20 protein-coding genes and 2 tRNA genes are annotated in these 21,901 nt (G+C 70.9%); 19 read left to right on the forward strand and 3 right to left on the reverse strand.

Annotated elements, in window-relative coordinates:
- Positions 1–200: 200 nt before the first annotated feature.
- On the forward strand, positions 201–1,757 hold the full coding sequence (dnaA, locus tag HBO46_RS00005) for a chromosomal replication initiator protein DnaA (protein WP_166136252.1): 1,557 nt from the start codon (positions 201–203) through the stop codon (positions 1,755–1,757).
- Here the strand turns inward: dnaA and HBO46_RS00010 are convergent.
- Entirely contained in the window at positions 1,748–2,257 is a 510-nt protein-coding gene (locus HBO46_RS00010; RefSeq protein WP_224769282.1) for a MarR family winged helix-turn-helix transcriptional regulator, read from the reverse strand. The genes dnaA and HBO46_RS00010 overlap by 10 nt on opposite strands.
- Positions 2,258–2,311: 54 nt before the next feature.
- On the opposite strand from HBO46_RS00010, the gene HBO46_RS00015 reads away from it, so the two are divergent.
- The 16 genes from HBO46_RS00015 (at position 2,312) to HBO46_RS00090 (ending at position 18,103) form a co-directional block, all read left to right on the forward strand.
- On the forward strand, positions 2,312–2,728 hold the full coding sequence (locus tag HBO46_RS00015) for an organic hydroperoxide resistance protein (RefSeq protein WP_166135183.1): 417 nt from the start codon (positions 2,312–2,314) through the stop codon (positions 2,726–2,728).
- 454 nt (positions 2,729–3,182) lie between these two features.
- Positions 3,183–4,319 carry a DNA polymerase III subunit beta gene (dnaN, locus tag HBO46_RS00020; protein ID WP_166135186.1) on the forward strand — a complete coding sequence of 379 codons (1,137 nt, stop codon included), beginning with the start codon at positions 3,183–3,185 and terminating at the stop codon, positions 4,317–4,319.
- A gap of 91 nt (positions 4,320–4,410) precedes the next feature.
- Positions 4,411–5,346, forward strand: coding sequence for a phosphogluconate dehydrogenase (NAD(+)-dependent, decarboxylating) (gene gnd, locus HBO46_RS00025; protein WP_166135189.1), 936 nt, complete (start codon positions 4,411–4,413; stop codon positions 5,344–5,346).
- A 6-nt stretch (positions 5,347–5,352) separates the two neighbouring features.
- A complete protein-coding gene (gene recF / locus HBO46_RS00030) occupies positions 5,353–6,507 on the forward strand; it encodes a DNA replication/repair protein RecF (protein WP_166135192.1) in 1,155 nt (384 codons plus the stop codon).
- A complete protein-coding gene (locus HBO46_RS00035; protein ID WP_224769283.1) occupies positions 6,497–7,072 on the forward strand; it encodes a DUF721 domain-containing protein in 576 nt (191 codons plus the stop codon). Before recF ends, HBO46_RS00035 begins: the two co-directional genes overlap by 11 nt.
- 261 nt (positions 7,073–7,333) lie before the next feature.
- The gene (gene gyrB / locus HBO46_RS00040) at positions 7,334–9,505 is read left to right on the forward strand and encodes a DNA topoisomerase (ATP-hydrolyzing) subunit B (protein ID WP_166135196.1); all 2,172 of its coding nucleotides are present in this window, start codon (positions 7,334–7,336) and stop codon (positions 9,503–9,505) included.
- Between the two features lie 51 nt (positions 9,506–9,556).
- Complete coding sequence (gene gyrA / locus HBO46_RS00045) at positions 9,557–12,283, forward strand: DNA gyrase subunit A (RefSeq protein WP_166135199.1); 2,727 nt, start codon at positions 9,557–9,559, stop codon at positions 12,281–12,283.
- Positions 12,283–12,981, forward strand: a complete 699-nt coding sequence (locus HBO46_RS00050) for a DUF3566 domain-containing protein (protein WP_166135202.1) — start codon at positions 12,283–12,285, stop codon at positions 12,979–12,981. The genes gyrA and HBO46_RS00050 overlap by 1 nt, the downstream gene beginning before the upstream one ends.
- 115 nt (positions 12,982–13,096) lie before the next feature.
- Positions 13,097–13,173: transfer RNA gene (locus tag HBO46_RS00055), tRNA-Ile, on the forward strand.
- 53 nt (positions 13,174–13,226) lie between these two features.
- Positions 13,227–13,370 (forward strand): DLW-39 family protein, encoded by a 144-nt coding sequence (locus tag HBO46_RS00060; RefSeq protein WP_166132904.1) that lies wholly within the window; start codon positions 13,227–13,229, stop codon positions 13,368–13,370.
- A gap of 26 nt (positions 13,371–13,396) precedes the next feature.
- Positions 13,397–13,469 (forward strand) — tRNA-Ala (locus tag HBO46_RS00065).
- A 147-nt stretch (positions 13,470–13,616) separates the two neighbouring features.
- The gene (locus tag HBO46_RS00070) at positions 13,617–14,180 is read left to right on the forward strand and encodes a hypothetical protein (RefSeq protein WP_166135205.1); all 564 of its coding nucleotides are present in this window, start codon (positions 13,617–13,619) and stop codon (positions 14,178–14,180) included.
- Between the two features lie 253 nt (positions 14,181–14,433).
- Positions 14,434–15,792 (forward strand): SURF1 family cytochrome oxidase biogenesis protein, encoded by a 1,359-nt coding sequence (locus HBO46_RS00075; protein ID WP_166135208.1) that lies wholly within the window; start codon positions 14,434–14,436, stop codon positions 15,790–15,792.
- On the forward strand, positions 15,789–16,211 hold the full coding sequence (locus tag HBO46_RS00080) for a DUF3817 domain-containing protein (protein WP_166135211.1): 423 nt from the start codon (positions 15,789–15,791) through the stop codon (positions 16,209–16,211). Before HBO46_RS00075 ends, HBO46_RS00080 begins: the two co-directional genes overlap by 4 nt.
- 39 nt (positions 16,212–16,250) lie before the next feature.
- Positions 16,251–17,075, forward strand: a complete 825-nt coding sequence (locus HBO46_RS00085) for a patatin-like phospholipase family protein (RefSeq protein WP_166135214.1) — start codon at positions 16,251–16,253, stop codon at positions 17,073–17,075.
- Positions 17,072–18,103: a 1-acyl-sn-glycerol-3-phosphate acyltransferase gene (locus HBO46_RS00090; protein WP_224769284.1), complete on the forward strand. Its 1,032-nt coding sequence runs from the start codon at positions 17,072–17,074 to the stop codon at positions 18,101–18,103. The genes HBO46_RS00085 and HBO46_RS00090 overlap by 4 nt, the downstream gene beginning before the upstream one ends.
- A gap of 30 nt (positions 18,104–18,133) precedes the next feature.
- Here the strand turns inward: HBO46_RS00090 and HBO46_RS00095 are convergent, their stop codons facing one another.
- Entirely contained in the window at positions 18,134–18,823 is a 690-nt protein-coding gene (locus tag HBO46_RS00095; protein ID WP_166135217.1) for a hypothetical protein, read from the reverse strand.
- A gap of 210 nt (positions 18,824–19,033) precedes the next feature.
- Here HBO46_RS00095 and HBO46_RS00100 point away from each other — a divergent pair, with 210 nt between their 5' ends.
- Positions 19,034–19,546, forward strand: coding sequence for a peptidylprolyl isomerase (locus HBO46_RS00100; protein ID WP_153321492.1), 513 nt, complete (start codon positions 19,034–19,036; stop codon positions 19,544–19,546).
- Positions 19,547–19,564: 18 nt separating this feature from the next.
- A complete protein-coding gene (locus tag HBO46_RS00105) occupies positions 19,565–20,491 on the forward strand; it encodes a rhomboid family intramembrane serine protease (RefSeq protein WP_166135220.1) in 927 nt (308 codons plus the stop codon).
- An 842-nt stretch (positions 20,492–21,333) separates the two neighbouring features.
- Here HBO46_RS00105 and HBO46_RS00110 read toward each other — a convergent pair.
- Positions 21,334–21,783 (reverse strand): cell division protein CrgA, encoded by a 450-nt coding sequence (locus HBO46_RS00110; RefSeq protein ID WP_224769285.1) that lies wholly within the window; start codon positions 21,781–21,783, stop codon positions 21,334–21,336.
- Between the last annotated feature and the right edge of the window lie 118 nt (positions 21,784–21,901).

Genomic DNA, 21,901 nt, shown 5'->3' on the forward strand with positions numbered 1-21,901 from the left:
GCCGCAGCAGTCGGCCCGGCGTTACGTTCGGTCCCCCGACGCCCGCCCCCTTCCCTGTCGCGGAGGGCGGTGGACTCGGTCTAGGCGGGACTCACCAAGTCCAGAAAAACGCCGCTGACCAGCACCGATGTCGACAGAATGACTCTCCGGAAGCAGCGGAGGGTGCGGCTGGCCACCCGTGGCGAACCGAGGTCCACAGCCTGTGGACAAAGTTGTGGAGACGCGGACCCCGCTGGTGGGCGAGACGTAGGACACCCAAGGAAGGGCAGGAACCCGTGGACCAGGACGCCACCGAGCTCCATGTTGCGTGGCACGGCGTGGTCGAGGACCTGCAGCCCAATCAGCGTGCCTGGCTGCGCGCCAGTGAGCCGGTCACGTTGCACGGCAACACCGCGATCATCGCGGTCGCCAACGACTTCACCCGCGGCCAGCTCGAGGGCCGGCTGCGCGGACAGCTCGAGGATGCGCTGACCGTCGCGTTCGATCGGGAGATCCGGATCGCCGTGACCGTCAACCCCGCCCTCGACGAGGAGCGCCGCGAGGCCGCCGCCGTGGCGCCGCCCGTCGCGGAGCCGGTCACCAGCACCGGGTCCGAGCACGACGGACCGCTGGATCGACTTGTCGACAAATCGACAAATGTCAGTGACTTGGCGCCGGCGCCGGTCGCCGACACCCACCTGCTGCCCCCGCCGTCCACCGGCCCGAAGCCCTCGGCCCTCGAGACCCGGCTGAACCCGAAGTACACCTTCGAGACGTTCGTCATCGGCTCCTCGAACCGGTTCCCGCACGCCGCGGCCGTCGCGGTCGCCGAGGCGCCGGGCAAGGCGTACAACCCGCTGCTCGTCTACGGCGACTCCGGGCTGGGCAAGACCCACCTGCTGCACGCGATCGGTCACTACGTGCGCTCCCTCTACACCGGCGCCAAGGTGCGCTACGTGTCGAGCGAGGAGTTCACCAACGAGTTCATCAACGCGATCCGCGACGACCGGCAGGACCGGTTCAAGCGGCGCTACCGCGATGTCGACGTGCTCCTCATCGACGACATCCAGTTCCTGGAGGGCAAGACCCAGACCCAGGAGGAGTTCTTCCACACCTTCAACACGCTGCACAACGCCAACAAGCAGATCGTCCTGACCAGCGACCGGCCGCCCAAGCGCCTCGAGGCGCTCGAGGACCGGCTGCGCAATCGCTTCGAGTGGGGCCTGATCACCGACGTCCAGCCCCCGGACCTCGAGACGCGCATCGCGATCCTGCGCAAGAAGGCCGCGATGGACCGGCTCACCGCGCCGCCGGACGTGCTGGAGTTCATCGCCTCCAAGATCCAGACCAACATCCGCGAGCTCGAGGGCGCGCTGATCCGGGTCACGGCGTTCGCGAACCTCAACCGCCAGGAGGTCGACATGACCCTGGCCGAGATCGTGTTGAAGGACCTGATCCCGGAGGGTGGCGAGCCGGAGATCACCGCGGCGCTGATCATCGCCCAGACCGCGGCGTACTTCGGGCTCTCCATCGAGGAGATCACCGGCCCCAGCCGCGGGCGGCACCTGGTGATGGCGCGTCAGATCGCGATGTACCTGTGCCGCGAGCTCACCGACCTGTCGCTGCCCAAGATCGGCGCCCAGTTCGGCAACCGCGACCACACGACGGTGATGTACGCCGACCGCAAGATCAACCAGCTGCTCGCCGAGCGCCGCGCGGTCTTCAACCAGGTCAGCGAGCTCACCAACCGCGTCAAGCTGCAGGCGCGTCAGTCCTGATCTGACCCAGGACCCGATGGGGGACCTGACTGGGACCTCGGCGCCGGCGCGGCGTCGAGGTCCTCCAGCAGCCGGCCCAGGAGGCCCTGCAGCTGCGCCGCCTCCTCCAGGGAGAACGTCAGCCCCTCCACCAGGCGGGCCGGCACCTCCGCCACCCGCTCGCGCAGCGCCCAGCCCGACTCGCTGACCTCGACCAGCACCCGTCGCTCATCGGAGGGGTCGCGTCGCCGGATCAGCACCCCCGTGGCCTCCAGCCGCTTGAGCACCGGCGTCAGCGTGCCCGAGTCCAGGCGCAGGCGCCGACCGAGCGCGGACACCGTCAGCGGATCGCGGTCGCGGCCGTTCTCCCACAGCGCCAGCAGGCAGAGGTACTGCGGATAGGTCAGCCCCACCTCGGCCAGCAGCGCGGCGTAGCGACGCGTCAGCGCGCGTGTGGCGGCGTACAGGGGGAAGCACAGCTGCGCGTCCAGGTCGAGCTGGGGCAGGTCGGGATCGGGCACGTGGCAAATCCTAGGCCCTTGTCCAATTCAATTGTGCGCAATAGGTTTGCGCCCATGAAGCCTCTCTACACCGCCACCGCCGTCGCCACGGGCGACGGCCGCAACGGCCACGTCCAGTCCCTCGACCAGATGCTCGACCACGACGTCCGGATGCCCCCCGAGATGGGCGGCCCCGGCGGCGGCACCAACCCCGAGCAGCTCTTCGCCGCGGGGTACGCCGCGTGCTTCCACTCCGCCCTGCGCGCGGTCGCCGGCAGGGCCGGCGCCGACGTCACCGACTCCGAGGTCGCCGCCGACGTGAGCATCGGCACGCGCGACGACGGCGGCTTCCAGCTGGCCGTCCGCCTCGAGGTCGCACTGCCGGCCGTCTCGGAGGAGCGGGCCCGCGAGCTCGTGGAGCAGGCGCACCAGGTCTGCCCGTACTCCCACGCGACCCGCGGGAACATCAGCGTGGAGCTCGCGATCGCCTGATTTCGACCCCGCCATCGACGGCGAACCACACGAATCCGCACACCCTCCTGGGCTGTGCACTTCCTGTGGTTCGCCGTCGTCATTTCCGGGAGAGGGTGTGGACAAGCAACGGCCCGGCGCGGAAGTTGTCATTCGACTGCACAGTCGGCCGCGAGCTGTCCGGAGTTCCTCCACACCCCCTGTGGGATTGGATTGAGCGTGCTGACCTGCGCAGATGTAGTTCATCCACAGTTTCCACCGACGCTATGACTCCGACCTACCTCTACATGAATCGATTGCCAGTGAACTTCCACTCGGGCTCCAACCTGGGGACAACCACCCGGACGACAGGTCGAGACCACCCCTCGGCGTCCCGGGTGAAGAACAAGTTCTGACCCACCTCCGCTGCCGGTGCCGACCGCGGCGTGGCAGGATGCGTTTCCCCAGCAGCCCTCCTCCTCGAAGGACCACCACCGTGAAGTTCCGCGTCGAACGCGACGTGCTCGCCGATGCCGTCGCCTGGGCTGCCCGCAGCCTTCCGGTGCGTCCCAGCGCGCCCGTCCTCGCTGGCCTCCTCATCGAGACCAACGACGAGGGTCTGGTCCTGTCGACGTTCGACTACGAGACCTCTGCCCGGGCCACCCTGCGCGCCGACGTGACCGAGAACGGCCGCGCCCTCGTGAGCGGCCGGCTGCTCGCCGACATCTGCCGCAGCCTCCCGGCCAAGCCGGTCGACATGGTGATCGACGGCTCGCGCGTCTCGCTGACCTGCGGCTCTGCGCGCTTCAGCCTCCAGACGCTGCCGGTCGACGAGTACCCGACGCTGCCGGACATGCCGACCGCGACCGGCACCGTGCAGAGCGACGTCTTCGCTCACGCGGTCGCCCAGGCCGTGACCGCCGCCGGGCGCGACGACATGCTCCCGGTGCTGACCGGCGTGCGGATCGAGATCGAGGGCTCGACGATCTCGCTGCTGGCCACCGACCGCTTCCGCCTCTCGCACCGCGAGCTCGGCTGGGACCCCCGCACCCCCGACGAGTCGCTCGCCGCGCTGGTGCCGGCAAAGGTGCTCGGCGAGACCGCCAAGTCCCTCACCGCCGGCAGCGAGGTGAGCATCGCGCTCGCCGCCAGCGGCACCGGCGAGGGCATCATCGGCTTCGAGGGCGCCTCGGCCGGCGGCGTACGACGCACGACCACGCGGCTGCTCGACGGTGAGTTCCCCAAGGTCCGCAGCCTGTTCCCCAGCGAGCACCTCACGGTCGCCCGGGTCAAGAAGTCCGAGCTCGTCGAGTCGGTCAAGCGCGTGGCGCTCGTTGCCGAGCGCAACACCGCCGTCCAGCTGAAGTTCAGCGACGGCGTGGTCACGCTCGACGCGGGCTCCGGCGACGAGGCCCAGGCCTCGGAGTCGATCGAGGCGCAGATCGACGGCGAGGACATCGTGACCGGCTTCAACCCGCAGTTCCTGCTCGACGGCCTCACCGCCATCGACGAGGAGCACGTGGAGCTCGCCTTCACCCAGTCCTCCAAGCCGGTCGTCATCAGCGGCGCCCGCGAGGACGGCAGCACGCCGGCCTTCCGCTACCTGCTGATGCCGCGCCGGCTGCTCTCCTGAGCCCACGCACACCGTCGCCTCACGCGCCACGGTCTAGCGTGGGTCGGGCGAAGGACCCCGCAACCACTCCCTGACCTCGAGGAGACGTGTGATGGAGATCGGACTCATCGGCCTGGGCAAGATGGGCGGCAACATGCGCGAGCGGTTGCGTCGCGGTGGGCACACCGTCGTGGGCTTCGACCGCGACCCCGAGCGCCGCGACGTCGACTCCCTCGAGAAGCTGGTCGCCGCCCTGCCCGCCCCGCGGGTGGTCTGGGTGATGGTCCCCGCCGGCGAGCCGACCCGGCAGACGATCTCCGACCTCGGGGACCTGCTCGACGCCGGCGACGTGGTCGTCGACGGGGGCAACTCGCGCTGGACCGACGACATCGCGCACGCCGAGCAGCTCGCCGCGAAGGGCATCGGCTTCGTGGACTGCGGTGTCTCCGGTGGCGTCTGGGGCCTGGAGAACGGCTACGCCCTGATGTACGGCGGCGACCTCGAGCACATCGCCCAGGTCCAGCCGGCGTTCGACACCCTGTGCCCGGAGGGCGAGTTCGGGTCGGTGCACGCCGGCAAGGTGGGCGCCGGCCACTTCTCCAAGATGGTCCACAACGGCATCGAGTACGCGATCATGCAGTCCTACGCCGAGGGCTGGGAGCTGCTCGAGAAGGTCGACATGGTCGAGAACGTCACCGAGGTCTTCCGCTCCTGGCGCGAGGGCACCGTGATCCGGTCCTGGCTGCTGGACCTGCTGGTCGCCGCGCTCGACGAGCAGCCCAACCTGGAGGGCATCCGCGGCTATGCCGAGGACTCCGGTGAGGGTCGCTGGACCGTCGAGGCCGGCATCGAGCACGCGGTCGCGACCCCCGCGATCACCGCCGCGCTCTACGCCCGGTTCGTCTCGCGCCAGGACGACTCCCCCGCCATGAAGGCGGTCGCCGCGATGCGCAACCAGTTCGGTGGCCACGCGATGCACACCGCGCCGCCGCCCGGAGGCGACGCGCCCGCAGCCGCGGCCGGCGACCCCAGTCCGGTGGAGAGCTAGGCGGCGTTGTACGTCTCGCACCTCACCCTGCACGACTTCCGGTCCTACGCGACCGCCGAGGTCCCGCTCGAGCCGGGCGTCACCGCGTTCGTCGGGCGCAACGGGCAGGGCAAGACCAACCTCGTCGAGGCGATCGACTACCTCTCGCGGCTCAGCTCGCACCGCGTCGCCTCCGACGCGCCGTTGGTGCGTGCCGGCGCCGACCGCGCGGTGGTGCGGGCGGCGGTGGTCCGCGACGGTCGTACGGCGGTGCTCGAGGTCGAGCTGATCCCGGGCAAGGCCAACCGGGCGAAGGTCAACCGCTCCGCGCTGCCGCGCTCGCGCGACCTGATCGGTCTGGTGCGCACGGTGGTCTTCTCCCCCGAGGACCTGGTGCTGGTCAAGGGCGACCCCTCGGACCGGCGACGCTTCCTCGACGACCTGCTGGTGCTGCGCGCCCCGCGCCTGGCCGGCGTGCGCGCCGACTACGACCGGGTGCTGCGCCAGCGCAACTCGCTGCTCAAGACCGCCGGCGCGGCCCGGCGCGGCAGCTCCTCGCAGGAGGCGGCGCTCTCGACGCTGTCGGTGTGGGACTCCCACCTCGCCCACATCGGCGCCGAGCTCCTCGCCCACCGGCTGCGGGTCGTGGAGGACCTCGCGCCGTACGTCGGCAAGGCCTACGAGACCGTCGCCCGCGGCGCGCGCCGCGACGACGCCGACATCACCTACAAGCCGAGCCTCGACCTGGGCGGCGCCCGGGAGCCGGCCGACCTGGAGGCCGCGCTGCTCGCCGAGGTGGAGCGGCGCCGCGGCGATGAGCTCGACCGCGGGGTCTCGCTGGTGGGACCGCACCGCGACGAGCTGCTGCTCAGCATCGGCCACGGTCCCGACGAGAGCCGGCTGCCGGTGAAGGGCTACGCCTCGCACGGGGAGTCCTGGTCCTTCGCGCTCGCGCTGCGCCTGGCCTCCTACGACCTGCTGCGCTCCGAGGGCGACGACCCGATCCTGATCCTCGACGACGTCTTCGCCGAGCTCGACACCGAGCGCCGCGAGCAGCTCGCCGGCCTGGTCGCCGGCGCCGAGCAGGTGCTGGTCACCGCGGCGGTCCCCGAGGACGTGCCGCCCGCGCTCGCCGGGGTGCGGTACGCCGTGGCCGGCGGCGAGGTGCGTCGTGACTCGTGAGGCCGGGGGCGACGGCCCCGAGCTGCCGGCCCCGGGGACGGGCGGACTGCTGCCGGAGCCCGAGGCGGAGCCGGAACGCCGCGACGACGGGCTCGACCTGGCCCGCTCGCTGACCCGGTCCACCGCGTCGAGCTCGCCGGCCGCGCGGCGTCGTCCGCGCTCGAAGTTCCGCGCCCCCGGGCGGGTGAGCGGCTCGCACCCCGACGACCGCGACCCCCAGCTGCTCGACACCACGCTGAGCCGGCTGGTCGGCGACCGTGGCTGGGAGCTCGACCTGCGCATGCAGGGGGTCTTCGGTCGCTGGGAGCAGCTGGTCGGCGCGGAGATCGGCCAGCACTGCCAGCCGGAGTCGTTCGCCGACGGCAAGCTCGTGGTCCGCACCGACTCCACCGCCTGGGCGACCCAGCTGCGGCTGCTCGCCCCGAGCCTGGTGAAGCGCCTCAACGAGGAGCTGGGGCACGGCACCGTGAGCATCATCGAGGTGCTCGGACCGCACCTGCCGACCTGGAAGAAGGGTCGGCTGTCGTCCCGCGACGGGCGAGGCCCGCGCGACACCTACGGCTGATCCACGTCGCGGGGGTCGCGCCGCGTGGGGGCCCTGGCGGACATACCTCTCCCTGTCTGACCCCCTGTTCGGCGCTTGCCGGCCCGTTTGCGGACCGCCCAGGGGCATCCGAGGGGTCCAGACGACCCCCAGGGCGCGGCCCGGTCCGTGTTTCCGAGGCTTCTGGCGGGTAGGATGGTCGTCGGGTCGCCTCTGCGCGACCCGACCCATGTCGGCCCGGCGTTCGCCGGGTCGCGCCCGCGTTTCCAGGAAGAGGTGGCCATGCCAGGGGAGAACGTCGTCGAGCAGGGGTCCGGATCGACCCCCGAGACCAGCAACTCCCCCGCAGCCGAGACCACCGAGGACGCGAACCCGGAGGTCACGGGCCTGCGCAGCACCGCCGTCGACACCGAGTACGACGCCTCGGCGATCCAGGTGCTCGAGGGCCTCGAGGCGGTGCGCAAGCGCCCGGGCATGTACATCGGCTCCACCGGCGAGCGCGGCCTGCACCACCTGATCTGGGAGATCATCGACAACGCGGTCGACGAGGCGCTCGCCGGCCACTGCGACCGGATCGTGCTGACCCTGCGCGAGGACGGCGCGATCAGCGTCGAGGACAACGGTCGCGGCATCCCGACCGACACCGCGCCCGGCCAGGACATGCCGGCCGTCACGATGGCCCTCACCATGCTGCACGCCGGCGGCAAGTTCGGCGGCGGCGGCTACAAGGTCTCCGGCGGTCTGCACGGCGTGGGCGTCTCGGTCGTCAACGCGCTGTCGAGCCACCTGATCGTCGAGGTCAAGAACCGCGGCCACCTGTGGCGCCAGTCCTTCACCATCGGTGAGCCCGACGGCCCGCTCGAGCAGGTCCGCCCGCTCGAGGAGGGCGAGGGCACCGGCACCACGGTGACCTACTGGGCCTCGGAGGAGATCTTCGAGACCACGACGTACTCGCTGGAGACCATCACCAACCGCGTGCGCGAGATGGCCTTCCTCAACAAGGGCCTCGAGATCGTGGTGCGCGACGAGCGTGCCGCGGCCGAGGAGGTCGTCGACGCGGTCGAGGGCGACGCGGTGGCGGACGCCGCCGAGGGCGCCGAGTCCGACGACGGCGCGGTCATCCACCGCGCCCAGACCGGTGGCCTCGAGCAGGTCTTCCGCTACGACCGCGGCCTGGTCGACTACGTCGAGCACCTCAACAAGCGCAAGGACAAGGCCAACCCGACCGTCATCTCCTTCGAGGCCGAGACGCCCGCGTCGGTCGAGAACCACATGAGCCTCGAAGTGGCGATGCAGTGGAACACCAGCTTCACCGAGTCGGTCCACACCTTCGCCAACACCATCAACACCCACGAGGGCGGCACCCACGAGGAGGGCTTCCGCGCGGCGCTCACCTCCCTGGTCAACGTCTGGGGTGAGGAGTGGGGGCTGATCAAGAAGCCCGAGGACCGGGTCAAGGGCGACGACATCCGCGAGGGCCTGACCGCGATCATCTCGGTCAAGCTCGGCGAGCCGCAGTTCGAGGGCCAGACCAAGACCAAGCTCGGCAACACCGAGGCCAAGGGCTTCGTCCAGCGCCTGATGAACGACCAGTTCGGCGCCTGGCTGGAGCAGAACCCCGCCGAGGGCAAGGACATCGTCCGCAAGGCCCAGGCCGCGGCGTCGGCGCGGATCGCGGCCCGCAAGGCCCGTGACCTGGCGCGCAACCGCAAGGGCATCCTCGGCGGCGGCGGCCTGCCCGGCAAGCTGTCGGACTGCCAGTCGACCAACCCCGCCGAGTGCGAGGTCTTCATCGTCGAGGGTGACTCCGCCGGCGGCTCGGCCCGTCAGGGCCGCGACCCGCGGATCCAGGCGATCCTGCCGATCCGCGGAAAGATCCTCAACGTCGAGAAGGCCCGCCTGGATCGGATCCTGGGCAACCAGGAGGTGCAGTCCATCGTCTCCGCGATGGGCACCGGCATCCAGGAGGACTTCGACATCGACAAGCTGCGCTACCACAAGGTCGTGCTTATGGCCGACGCCGACGTCGACGGCCACCACATCAACACCCTGCTGCTGACGCTGCTGTTCCGCTTCATGAAGCCGCTGATCGACCACGGCCACGTCTACATGGCCCAGCCGCCGCTGTACCGGCTGCGCTGGAACAAGCCGCACGAGCACGAGTTCGTCTACTCCGACGCCGAGCGCGACGCGCTGATGGCCGCCGGCATCGCCGCGGGCAAGAAGCTGCCCAAGGAGAACCCGGTCCAGCGCTACAAGGGTCTGGGTGAGATGAACGCCAAGGAGCTGTGGGAGACCACGATGGACCCCGACCAGCGGCTGATGCTGCAGGTGACGCTCGAGGACGCCGCGCAGGCCGACGAGATCTTCTCGATCCTGATGGGCGAGGACGTCGAGCAGCGCCGCTCGTTCATCCAGCGCAACGCCAAGGACGTCCGCTTCCTCGATATCTAGCTCTCTAGCGCCAGAACTAGATTCCCGTAGACACGACCAGAGAGACCCATCGTGACCGAGACACCCACCTCCGGCGGCACTCCCCCGATCCCGCCCGGCGGCCGGATCGAGCCCGTCGAGCTGAAGACCTCCATGCAGCGCGCCTACATCGACTACGCGATGGCGGTCATCGTCGGGCGCGCGCTGCCCGACGTACGCGACGGTCTGAAGCCGGTGCACCGCCGCGTGCTCTACGCGATGTACGACGGGGGCTACCGCCCCGACCGCGGCTTCTCCAAGTGCAGCCGCGTCGTCGGTGACGTCATGGGTCAGTACCACCCGCACGGCGACACCGCGATCTACGACACCCTGGTCCGCCTCGCGCAGCCGTGGGTGATGCGCGCGCCGATGATCCAGGGCCAGGGAAACTTCGGCTCGCCGGGCAACGACTCCGCCGCCGCCATGCGGTACACCGAGTGCCGGATGGCGCCGCTGGCGCTGGAGATGGTCCGCGACATCGAGAAGGAGACCGTCGACTTCCAGCCGAACTACGACGGTCGCTCGCAGGAGCCGACGGTCCTGCCCGCGCGGATCCCGAACCTGCTGGTCAACGGCTCGGCCGGCATCGCGGTCGGCATGGCCACCAACATCCCGCCGCACAACCTGCGCGAGGTCGCCGAGGGCGCCCGCTGGGCGCTGGAGCACCCCGACGCCACCCGCGAGGAGCTCCAGGACGCGCTGATCGAGCGGATCAAGGGCCCCGACTTCCCCAACGGTGCGCTGATCGTCGGCACCCAGGGCATCGAGCAGGCCTACCGCACCGGTCGCGGCTCGGTCACCCAGCGAGCGGTGATCGAGGTCGACGAGGACGCCAAGGGCCGCACCTGCCTGGTGATCACCGAGCTGCCCTACATGGTGAACCCCGACAACCTCGCGCTCAAGATCGCCGAGCTCGCCGACTCCGGGCGCGTGCAGGGCATCGCCGACGTCCGCGACGACACCTCCGACCGCACCGGCCAGCGCCTCGTCGTCGTGCTCAAGCGCGACGCGGTGGCCCGCGTGGTGCTCAACAACCTGCTCAAGCACACCGAGCTGCAGACCAACTTCAGTGCCAACATGCTGGCGCTGGTCGACGGCGTGCCGCGCACCCTCTCGATCGACCAGTTCATCAGCAACTGGGTCACCCACCAGATCGAGGTCATCCGCCGGCGCACGGAGTTCCTGCTCCGCGAGGCCGAGGCGCGCGCCCACATCCTGCGCGGCCTGGTCAAGGCCCTCGACATGCTCGACGAGGTCATCGCGCTCATCCGCCGCTCCCCCGAGGTCGACGACGCCCGCCAGGGCCTGATCGCGCTGCTGGACATCGACGAGCTCCAGGCCAACGCGATCCTCGACATGCAGCTGCGCCGCCTGGCCGCGCTGGAGCGTCAGAAGATCATCGACCAGCTCGCCGCGATCGAGATCGAGATCGCCGACTACCGCGACATCCTGGCCAACGTCACCCGTCAGCGTCAGATCATCGCCGACGAGCTCGCCGAGATCGTGGAGAAGTACGGCAACGACCGCCGTACCCAGATCATCGCGGCCTCCGGCGACATGTCGATGGAGGACCTGATCCCCGACGAGGACCTCGTCGTGACGATCACCCGCGGCGGCTACGCCAAGCGCACCCGCGCCGACCAGTACCGCACCCAGAAGCGCGGCGGCAAGGGCGTGCGCGGCGCGACCCTGCGCGGCGACGACGTGGTCGAGCACTTCATCGCGACCACCAATCACCACTGGCTGCTGTTCTTCACCACCGCCGGCCGGGTCTACCGCACCAAGGCCTACAACCTCCCCGAGGCGCTGCGCGACGCCAAGGGCGGTCACGTCGCCGGGCTGCTCTCCTTCCAGCCCGACGAGCACATCGCCCAGGTGCTCGCGATCCGCGACTACGAGCAGGCGCCGTACCTCGTGCTGGCCACGCGCAACGGCCTGGTCAAGAAGACCCGCCTCGGGGACTACAACAGCCCCCGCCAGGCCGGCGTCATCGCGATCAACTTCCGCGAGGAGGACGACGAGCTGATCGGCGCCGAGCTGGTCAACTCCGAGGACGACATCCTGCTGGTGTCCCGCAAGGGCCAGGCGATCCGGTTCCGCGCCGACGACAACCAGCTGCGCCCGATGGGCCGCGCCACCTCCGGTGTGAGCGGCATGAAGTTCCGCGACGGCGACTCGCTGCTGTCGCTGTCGGTGATCCGTGCGGTGCAGGTCGCGGCCGAGGAGGCCGCCGGGCTCTCCGAGCGCGGCGAGGACTCCGCCGGTGTCGAGGCGACCAGCGAGCAGGTCGAGGAGGTGAAGGCGCAGTACGTCTTCACCATCACCGACGGCGGCTTCGCCAAGCGCACCCGCATCAGCGACTACCGCCTGCAGTCCCGCGGCGGACTGGGCATCAAGGCGATGGCCCTGGGCAACGAGGCCCGCGGCCACCTGGTCGGCGCCTTCATCGTCGAGGACGGCGACGAGGTCCTCTCGATCACCGAGAGCGGCCAGGTCGTGCGCAGCCCGATCAACGAGGACTTCCGCCCGACCGGTCGCTCGACGCAGGGCGTGAAGTTCGTGTCGCCCAAGTCCGGTGACTCGGTCAAGGTCGTGGCCCGGTCGATCGAGGCCAAGGCCGACCAGGAGGCCGAGGAGACCGAGCCGGGCAGCGGGCCCGGGGAGGCCGCGGACAGCGCTTCATCCGATGAGGACGGCAGTGCAACAATCGTGGAGACCGACACCGACGAGGGTGATGTGGACCCCGGGGATGAGGACTGATGCCCGACCGTTCCGTCGAGAGCACCTCGACCCGCCTCCCCGCTCAGGGGAACGACGCCGGACCGCCGACGCAGGGCGCGAAGCCCGAGGGCGCCCCCCAGGGGGCACCGAAGGGTGCCCCGAAGGCACCGAAGGGCGAGGCCCCGGCAGCTGAGACGGCGGCCGAGAAGTCCGCCGAGAAGGCCCCGGAGAACGACACCGAGAAGACCGCGGTGCGTCCCGGGTTCGGCGAGCGGATCCAGGCCAAGCTGTCCGGCGCGGCCGACGAGCAGCGTGCCAGCGCCGACGCGGACGTTCCGGCTGCGGCTCCGGCCGCCTCGAACCGCCCGCCGCGGCGGGCGCGGCTGCGGTTGACGCGCATCGACCCGTGGTCGGTGATGAAGACGGCGTTCCTGCTCGCCATCGCCTTCGGCGTGGTGACGATCGTGTCGGTGCTCATGGTGTGGTCGGTGCTGGGCGCCGCCGGCGTCTGGGACTCCATCAACTCCTCAGTGCGCGACATCGTGGGCGGCGAGCAGGCCGAGGAGTTCAACATCGAGAACTACGTCGGCACCGCGCGCGTGCTCGGCTTCACGACCCTGGTGGCCGTGGTCGACGTCGTACTGCTGACCGCGATCGCGACCCTCGGTGCGTTCCTCTACAACATGGCGGCGGCGCTGCTCGGCGGCGTCGAGGTCACCCTGGCCGAGGACAACTGAGTCCTGCGCCACATCCCGCGCGCGGGAGCGGACCTCGTTTTGTCCGCCCCCGCGCGGGTGGGGTAACGTCTCCCCTCGGTTGCCCCGTGCGACCGCGGCCGGCTTGTCCGGTTGCGGGCCTATAGCTCAGACGGTTAGAGCGCTTCCCTGATAAGGAAGAGGTCACAGGTTCAAGTCCTGTTAGGCCCACCAGTTCCATCTGCACCACCAGCACCACCCACGTCCGCGAAGCGCCGGGAGGCATGATGAAGAAGATCATCCTGGTGGCGCTCGCCGCCCTGGGGGCCGTGGCCGTGAAGCGCAAGGTCGACGCCGGCCGCGCCGAGCAGGCGCTCTGGGCCGAGGCGACCGACTCGGTCACCGGCGCCCGTCCCGCCGACCGGGTCTGAGCTCGCTCCGGTAGCCATATCCACCGGGGGCCTTGGCGCAATTGGTAGCGCACCTGCTTTGCAAGCAGGGGGTTAGGGGTTCGAGTCCCCTAGGCTCCACTGAAAGACCCGAGGGCTCCACCTCGGGTCTTTCTTCATTTCCCGTCGATTCCTCCGGCGTGGCGTCGGTCCTGAGGGTGCCGGTGGGCGAGCGAACTCGACCCGGGGGAGTAGCTTCTCCAGCTCGAAGGTGCGAAGCTGCGCCGGATGGACGGCTACGCGCGGCACGTGAAGGCGAGTATCTCGCCCGAACAGGCCGTCGAGTTGGCCGCCGTCGACAGCCTTGCCGAGAAGCTCCTTGCCCATGTCGTGGCGATCAAGGAGGAGATCGCGCTGCTCCATGTGCATGGTGCGCCGAGCAGGGCCATCCAGGATCACTTCGCCAAGCTGCTCTGCGGGGACCTCGGGTTTGGCGAGGAGGTTGTGCTCACTCCGCAGAGCGGTCTCGTGACCCACGCTCGGCCCGACTTCTTCTTCGAGCTGGAAGAGGGGCGCGGGGTCATCGCAGAGGTCGAGCGTGGCGGGACGACGACGAACAACCATGACCTGAAAGACCTTTGGAAGGCGCATGTTGCGCCCGACGCCCACCACCTGTTCCTGCTGGTGCCGCGCAATAACTGGAAGGCGGACGGGTCACCACGAGAACGCCCCGTTCCAGATTGTCGCTCGCCGGCTCGGGGCGTTCTTCGGCGAACCGCGTCGGGAGATCGACGTGCTGAGTGTGCACGTGTTCGCGTACTGATTGCCCTGTTGCTTCGTCCCGCGAAGTGATCGGATCGGCTGGCTGCGTTGCTCATGACTGGCTCCGGGCGGAGAAACTGGGGGTCGGGGCCTCGGGCTTCCAAGGGCGCGGTGTCTTCGGCGCAATTGCTGGGCAAAACACCTCCCCGGGCCGCAGACAGGTATCAATCCCGGCAATTGCGCCGATAAGGAACAACCCGCCCGCCGCCCGCCCGAGTGGCGTCGGTCTCGATCGCCGCCCGCGAGCGTGAGTGGGCGCGGGGCGCTCCGTACCATGAAGGTCGTGTCCAGACTGCTCGCGCCGCGTGCCTGGGGCGCGCACCTCTTCGCCCTGCTCGCCCTGGTCGTGACCGTGTGGCTCGGGGTGTGGCAGTTCCAGTCCTGGCAGGCCACCCGCGAGGCGGAGGCGGCCGACCTGACCCGGCTGGACCCGGTGCCGCTCGAGGACGTGTTCGGCCCCGACGACCCGTTCCCCGGCGACAAGGTCGGCCAGCCGGTGCTGCTCGACGGCACCTGGGTGCCGGAGGGCACCGTCTACATCTCCGGGCGGGAGTCCGAGGGCCAGGCGGGCTACTGGGTCGTCACGCCGCTGGCGATCGGCGCCGACCCCGACGCGCCGGCGTTGCCGGTCGTGCGCGGCTGGACCGCCGACGTCGACGACGCGCCCGCGCCGCCGACCGGGGATGCCGAGCTGGTCGGCTGGCTGCAGCCCGGCGAGGGCACCAACGACGTGGACACCGACCGCAGCGACGACATCCTGCCCCAGGTGCGCCTCGCCGACCTGGTGCAGCACGTCGACCAGGACCTGTACGGCGGCTACGCGATCGTTGCCGCGCCCGAGGACGTGGCGGCCGGCGACTGGCCGACCGGGGACCGCGCCACCAACGACGGCTCCGCGGGCCTGGTGCCCGCGGAGCTCGACCAGCTGCCGAAGTCGGAGGCCTTCACCGGCCTGCGCAACTTCCTGTACGCCCTGGAGTGGTGGCTCTTCGCCGGGTTCGTCGTCTTCATCTGGCTCCGGTGGGCCCGCGACGAGCTGGCCGAGGAGCGCGCCGAGAGCCTCGGCATCGCTGGCGCCGGGCCGGACCCCGACGCCGGGAACGACGTGGTCCCGGCTGTCGGTGTCGGCACCGCCACGGCCACCGGCGTCGCCGCGGAGCCGGTGGCTCCCGCGGCCCCCGGGGCGCCCGGGCACTCCCGCACCGACCTGGGCTTCCTGCTCTACCGGGTGATGGCGAGCGTCGTCGGCGTACTGCTCGTCGTGCTGTGCCTGGTCGGCGTACCGCTGGCCAACTTCGACGGCACCGGCATGTGGGGGCTCTTCGACAGCACCCCCGGCCTGGTCACCCCTGGGTCATCGGTGCAGCAGTTCGGCGAGGAGATCACCACGAACCTCGGGGTGCTGCACGGCTGGCTCTACATGGGCTTCCTGCTCACCGCGATCTCGCTGGCGCGCCGGGAGCGGTGGCCGCTCGGCTTCACCGTGGTCACGCTGCTCTCGGGCACCGTGCCGATCCTCAGCTTCTGGGCCGAGCACCGGGCGGTGGCCCGCGTGCATGCTCGTCGCGCTGCCGCGGCGGGCGGCGCACCGACGGCCGGGACCGCTGAGACCGCCGCCACGGGAGTACGGTCGGACTCGTGAATCGCTCTCTCGTGGCCTACCGCGTGATGGCCCTCATCGTCGGTGTTCTGCTCATCGTGCTGTGCCTGGTCGGCGTACCGCTGGCCAACTTCGACGGCACCGGCATGTGGGGCTTGTTCGACAGCACCCCGAGCTGGGTCACCCCCGGCGGCTCCGCGCAGGAGGCCGGGGAGTGGATCACCGGCACCCTCGGTGTGCTGCACGGCTGGCTCTACATGGGCTTCCTGATCGCGGCGTTCAACCTCTCGCGCAAGGAGGGCTGGGAGGCCGGCTTCACGATCGTCACCCTGCTGTCCGGCACGGTGCCGGTGCTGAGCTTCTGGGCCGAGCACCGCGCGGTGAAGCGGGTGCGGGCCGACGAGGCCGCCGACCTCGCCGAGGCCCAGGCCGCGGCCGCCGCCGGCGCCCCGCGCGGCTGAGCCCGGACCACCCGCCGAAGCCGCCTCGATGAGCCCCCGATGAGTACGGCGTACGTCCTCGGGGGCGGGGGTGTGCTGGGCGCCGTCGAGGTCGGGATGCTGCGCGCGCTGCTCGAGCGTGACCTGCGCCCGGACCTGGTGCTGGGCACCAGCATCGGCGCGCTCAACGGCGCGTTCGTCGCCCAGGACCCCAGCCTCGCGGTCGTCGACCGGCTCACCGAGCTCTGGCGCACCGCCAACGCCCCCGGCCGGGAGGTGTACGGCGGGCGCGCGCTGGACGCCGTGAAGCGCGCGGTCAGCACCGGCACCCACGTCTACTCCGCCGAGCCGCTCAAGCAGCGGCTGGTCGAGGAGCTCGGCGACACCACCTTCGCCGAGCTGCCGGTGCGGTTCCAGGTGTGCGCCTCCAGCATCGAGCGCGCGGCCGAGCACTGGTTCGACAGTGGCCCGGTGGTCGATGCGGTGATGGCGAGCGCGGCGGTGCCGGGGCTGCTGCCTCCGGCCCGGGTCGGTGGGGAGCACTACCTCGACGGCGGGATCGTGAACTCCATCCCGCTCGAGCGGGCGGTCCGCCTCGGCGCCACCCGGATCTTCGTGCTCCAGGTTGGCCGGGTCGACCGGCCGCTGACGGTGCCGCGCAAGCCCTGGGACGTCGCCCGGGTCTCCTTCGAGATCGCGCGGCGCCACCGCTTCCACCGCGAGCTGGCCGAGCTGCCCGCCGGGGTGGTCGCGCACGTGCTGCCGGTCGCGGGCACCTCCGAGCGCGACGACAGCCTGCGCTCCGCCTTCGACTTCTCCACGGTGCAGGAGCGCATCGAGGAGAACCACCGGGTCTCCGCGGCCTACCTCGACGGCCTCGCGTGACGGCCCGCTCGGTGGGCACCTGGCTGCTGCGGCGCTGGGTCCTCGCCCCTGCGGTGATCGCGCTGACCGTCCTGCTGTGGGTGGCCGCCCCGGTCTGGCTGGTCGTCACGGTCGCGCTCTCGCCGCTGCTGCCCGGCCACTGGCGCGCGCTGCGGCTGGCCTGGATCGCGCTGCTCTACCTGAGCATCGAGAGCCTGCTGCTGCTGGTGATGCTGGGCTTCTGGGTGGCCTCGGGATGCGGCGCGCGGCTGCGCACGGCGTACTGGGAGGGCGTGCACTACGACCTGATCCAGGGCGTGATGTGGGTCTTCTTCACCGAGGCCCGTCGGGTGCTGCGGCTGCGGATCGTGACCGACGGGCCGACGCCTGCCGCGCACCCCGGCGTACCCATCCTCGTGTGCTGCCGCCACGCCGGGCCGGGGGACTCCTTCACGCTGATCCATGCGCTGATGCACTGGTACTCCCGCGAGCCGCGGGTGGTCCTCAAGGACACCCTGGCCTGGGACCCGATGATCGACGTGGTGCTGCGGCGGGTGCCCGCGCGGTTCATCTCCCCGAACCCGGGAGCGGGGGAGGACCTGGATGCGCAGATCGCCTCGCTGGCGAGCGGGCTCGACGAGAACGACGCGTTCGTGATCTTCCCCGAGGGCGGCAACTTCACCCCGCAGCGCCGCGACCGGGCGATCGCGCGGCTGCACCGGCTGGGCATGCACCGGATGGCGCAGCGCGCGGAGTCGATGACGCACGTGCTGGCGCCCCGGCCCGGCGGGTTCCTCGCCGCGCTGGACGCGGCGCCGGAGGCCGACGTCGTGCTCGTGGCGCACACCGGGCTGGACCACCTGCTGACCGTGGGCGACCTGTGGCGCGAGCTGCCGATGGACAAGCAGATCGTGATGCGCTGGTGGCAGGTGCCGCGCGAGGAGATCCCCGAGGGGCGCGAGGAGCGCATCGACTGGCTCTACGGCTGGTGGGAGCGCATCGATGCCTGGATCGAGCAGAACCGGCCGGAGGAGCTGCGCCCGCAGTGAGCGGGCGAGCCCTCCGACCGGTCCGGTGGGTCAGGAGCGGCGCTGCTCGTCGAGGTCGACGACCTCGGCGGGGGCGTCCGGCGTGGTCGGCGCGTGCGGCGTCTCGGCCTGGTCGGCGAGCGCCTCGTCGGGCGAGGCACCGGCCGGGTCGTCCTCCGAGGTCACCTTCGGCGCACCGGGCGCCTTCGGGGACGTCGGGCCCGCGGGCGGCGGGGCCGGGACGTAGGAGGACTGCCAGTTGTCCTCGCTCCCGCCCCGGAGCTTCTTGGCCACCACGCCGGCGGCACCCGCGACGAGCGCCACCAGCGCGACCTTGCGCAGCTTGCCGCCCTTCTTCTTCGGGGGCGGCTCGGGGGTGTTGAACTCCGCGATCTTGGCGTCCGCGGCGCTCTTGGCCGCGGCGGCCTTCTCCCCGGCCAGCGCGACGCCCGTGGCGATCATCGGTGCGGCCTTGGCGCGCGCGTCGGCGAGCACGGGCCCGGCCTTCTCGCGTGCCTCGACGGCCTGCGCCATCGCCTTCTCGCGGGCGTCGGCGAGCGCGGGGCCTGCCTTCGCACGAACCTCGATCAGGGTGGGGCGCGCGGTGTCGTCGACGAACTCCTGCACTGCCTCGCGTGCCTGGGCGACGGCCTGCTCGACCTGCGGACGCACCACCCCGACGTAGGACTCCACGCTCTCGCTCGCCTGCTCGAGAAGGGACTTCTTCTTGCGGAGACGCATCGCGTCACTTCCTCTCGTTCGGTCCTGTCATTCGACCACGTCGCGCAAACGGCCTGTCCAGATCGACCTTCCGGGTCGAGCGCTGGGTGGGCGTGCAAGGATCGACGGCGCGACGAGCGACGTGAGCCGTTCGTGGCAGTAGTACCCAGCCGGCGTACTGAAGCAACGCGTCGGCCCATCCATCGATACGGCAACATCAGAAGGGCAGCCATGGCGCAGCAGCAGGCCATCCTGAAGACCAACCGGGGCGACATCGTCCTGAACCTCTTCCCCGACCACGCACCTGAGACGGTCGCCAACTTCGTGGGTCTCGCGACCGGCGAGAAGAAGTACGACGCCGGCAACGGCCGCAGCGGCCCGTTCTACGACGGCCTCGGCTTCCACCGCGTCATCGACGGGTTCATGATCCAGGGCGGGTGCCCGCTCGGCACCGGCACCGGCGGCCCGGGCTACACCTTCAAGGACGAGCCGCACCCCGAGCTCACCTTCGACAAGCCCTACCTGCTCGCGATGGCCAACGCCGGCCCGGGCACCAACGGCTCGCAGTTCTTCATCACCGTGGGCGCGACCCCGTGGCTGAACTTCAAGCACACGATCTTCGGCGAGGTGGCCGACCAGGCCTCGCGCGATGTCGTCGACGCGATCGCGACCACGAAGACCGGCCCCGGCGACCGTCCGGTCGAGCCGGTCGTCTTCGAGAAGGTCGAGATCGTCGAGGCCTGAGGCCTCGCAGATCCGCACATGAGCGACCCGACGACTCCCCAGGCCGGGGTGCCTGTCTGCTATCGGCACCCCGGCCGGGAGTCGCACATCCGCTGTCAGCGCTGCGGGCGTCCGATCTGCCCGGACTGCATGCGCGACGCGGCCGTGGGTTTCCACTGCCCCGAGTGCGTCGCCGAGGGCGCGCGCACCACACGCCAGGCACGCACGACGTACGGCGGCGTACGCCCGGGGCGGCCCGGGGTCGTCTCGCTCACCCTGATCGGCATCAACCTCGCGGTCTACGCCGCGATCATCGTCACCGGCTGGGGCAACAGCCGGCTGCTCGACTGGCTGATGCTGCGCCCCAAGGGGCTGTGCTTGATCGAGGGCCGCGGCGGCTTCGACGTCAGCCGGTCGGTCTGCAGCCAGGCCAGCGGCGAGTGGCTCCCCGGGGTCGCCTCCGGCGCGCCGTGGCAGCTGCTGACCAGTGCGTTCACGCATCAGCAGCTGTGGCACATCGGCTTCAACATGCTCGCGCTCTATGTGCTCGGCCCGCAGCTGGAGTCGCTGCTGGGCCGCTGGCGCTTCCTCGCCCTCTACCTGCTCAGCGCCCTCGGCGGCTCGGCCGCGGTCATGTGGCTCGGCGCGGAGTACGGCGCGGTCCTCGGCGCCTCCGGGGCCGTCTACGGCCTGATGGGCGCGCTGCTGATCGTGATCCGCAAGGTCGGCGGCGACGCGTCCCAGCTGATGCTGTGGATCGGCATCAACGTCGCGATCACGCTCATCATGCCGAGGGTCTCCTGGCAGGGCCACCTCGGCGGATTCCTCGTCGGGGCCGCCGTCGCGGCGGTGCTCGTCTATGCCCCCCGCGGCCCCTCCCGCACCCGCGTCCAGGTGGCCGGCCTCGCCGCCGTCACCGTCCTCATCGCCGCCCTCACCACGGCCCGCGTCGTCCAGCTCGCCTGACCCCTGCCCGCGAGTCGGCGCCGGTGGCGGGAGCCGGCGTACGAGCGCGGCTCAGGGCCGCAACGGCGCCAGCTGCGCGCGCACGCGTGCGTACGCTGCCGCGCCGTCCCCGTCGGCCGCCGCGAATGCCCATCGCAGGGACGACGAGGTCCCGGACTGCATCGTGGTAGGCGCGCTGCGCCTGACGGCCGCCCGGCCCGAACGCGAGAGCGCTCTTGGAGGCGCGGTACCGGTCGGCCCGGGATCCCCAGTCGCGGCACAGGGCGCGTACTCCCCGAGGTCGAAGCCGACCGCTGTGTGCTCGGGGTAGAGGGCCGCGGGCCGCTTGGTCGCCCCGGGACGTGGGCACGCACCAGCACGGTCCCGTCGGCTCCTGCAGCGCGCTGGAAGGCGTTCTCGGTGTCTCCTCGAGGCATCCGCCGACCCGAAGGCCGTGAAGCTGCCGCTCGACCGGCAGCCGCCGACCCTGGCCGCGTCGCCATACGCGCCGACTCGGGCAACCACACGCCCCGACTCGGCGAGGCGCGTGGGGCGGGTGGGGCGGGTGTTGTCCACAGGAGGGTCGGAAAGAGGGCTGGCCTGTGGGTCCGTCGTACCCAGGTCTGTCCCCAGCTGTGGACAACATCGTGAACCCGCTGGCCGGACGGGGGTGGCCCGATCCGGGGCTGGGGAAATCTGTCCACACCTGTGCAATCACATGTGGATAACTACACGCGTGTAGTTCTCCACAGGGTTCTCCACCGCGGTGCATAACTTTCTCTGTGCACAGGCGCAGGGCCGGAAATGGCGGACGGCCCGCCGCTCAGCGAGCGACGGGCCGTCCGGGAGACGAGGGGGGTGGGCTACTCCCACTTGGTCGCGTAGGCGAAGCCCACGGCCATGAAGCCGATGCCGACGAAGAGGTTCTTCTGGCCCAGGTCGTTGAAGACGGGGATCCCGGAGAGGTCGTTGCTGAAGATGTAGAACAGGCAGATCCAGACCAGACCGATCAGGAAGCAGCTGAGCATGCCGACCACGACGCCGTTGCCACGGCCCAGCGGCGTGGAGGGATGCGCGGCCAGGATCAGCCCGACGAAGATGGCTCCGAAGCCGATCAGGTAGTTCCAGTTGCCGAGGTCGGCCATGAACGCGGGGGAGCCGGGGTCGCCGGTCTCCGCGCGCACGGCGAGGTAGTAGTAGGCCATCCAGGCGATGCCCGCCACCATGGCCGCGAGCGACACCAGGAACCGCACCGAGAACCGGGGCCCCGCGGTGGGATCGACCAGGTTGCTGTTCGGCTTCGACTTCGACACGCGTCGCTCCTCGTTCGTCCACTGCCGTGGGTCGGCCCACGGGTCCCGCGCTACCTTAGTGGTCGTGACGTCCGGAACCCACGCGAGGCCACAACGGCCTGCTGAGCAGGAGCCCGAG

This window comes from Nocardioides ochotonae, assembly GCF_011420305.2.
GTDB lineage: Bacteria > Actinomycetota > Actinomycetes > Propionibacteriales > Nocardioidaceae > Nocardioides > Nocardioides ochotonae.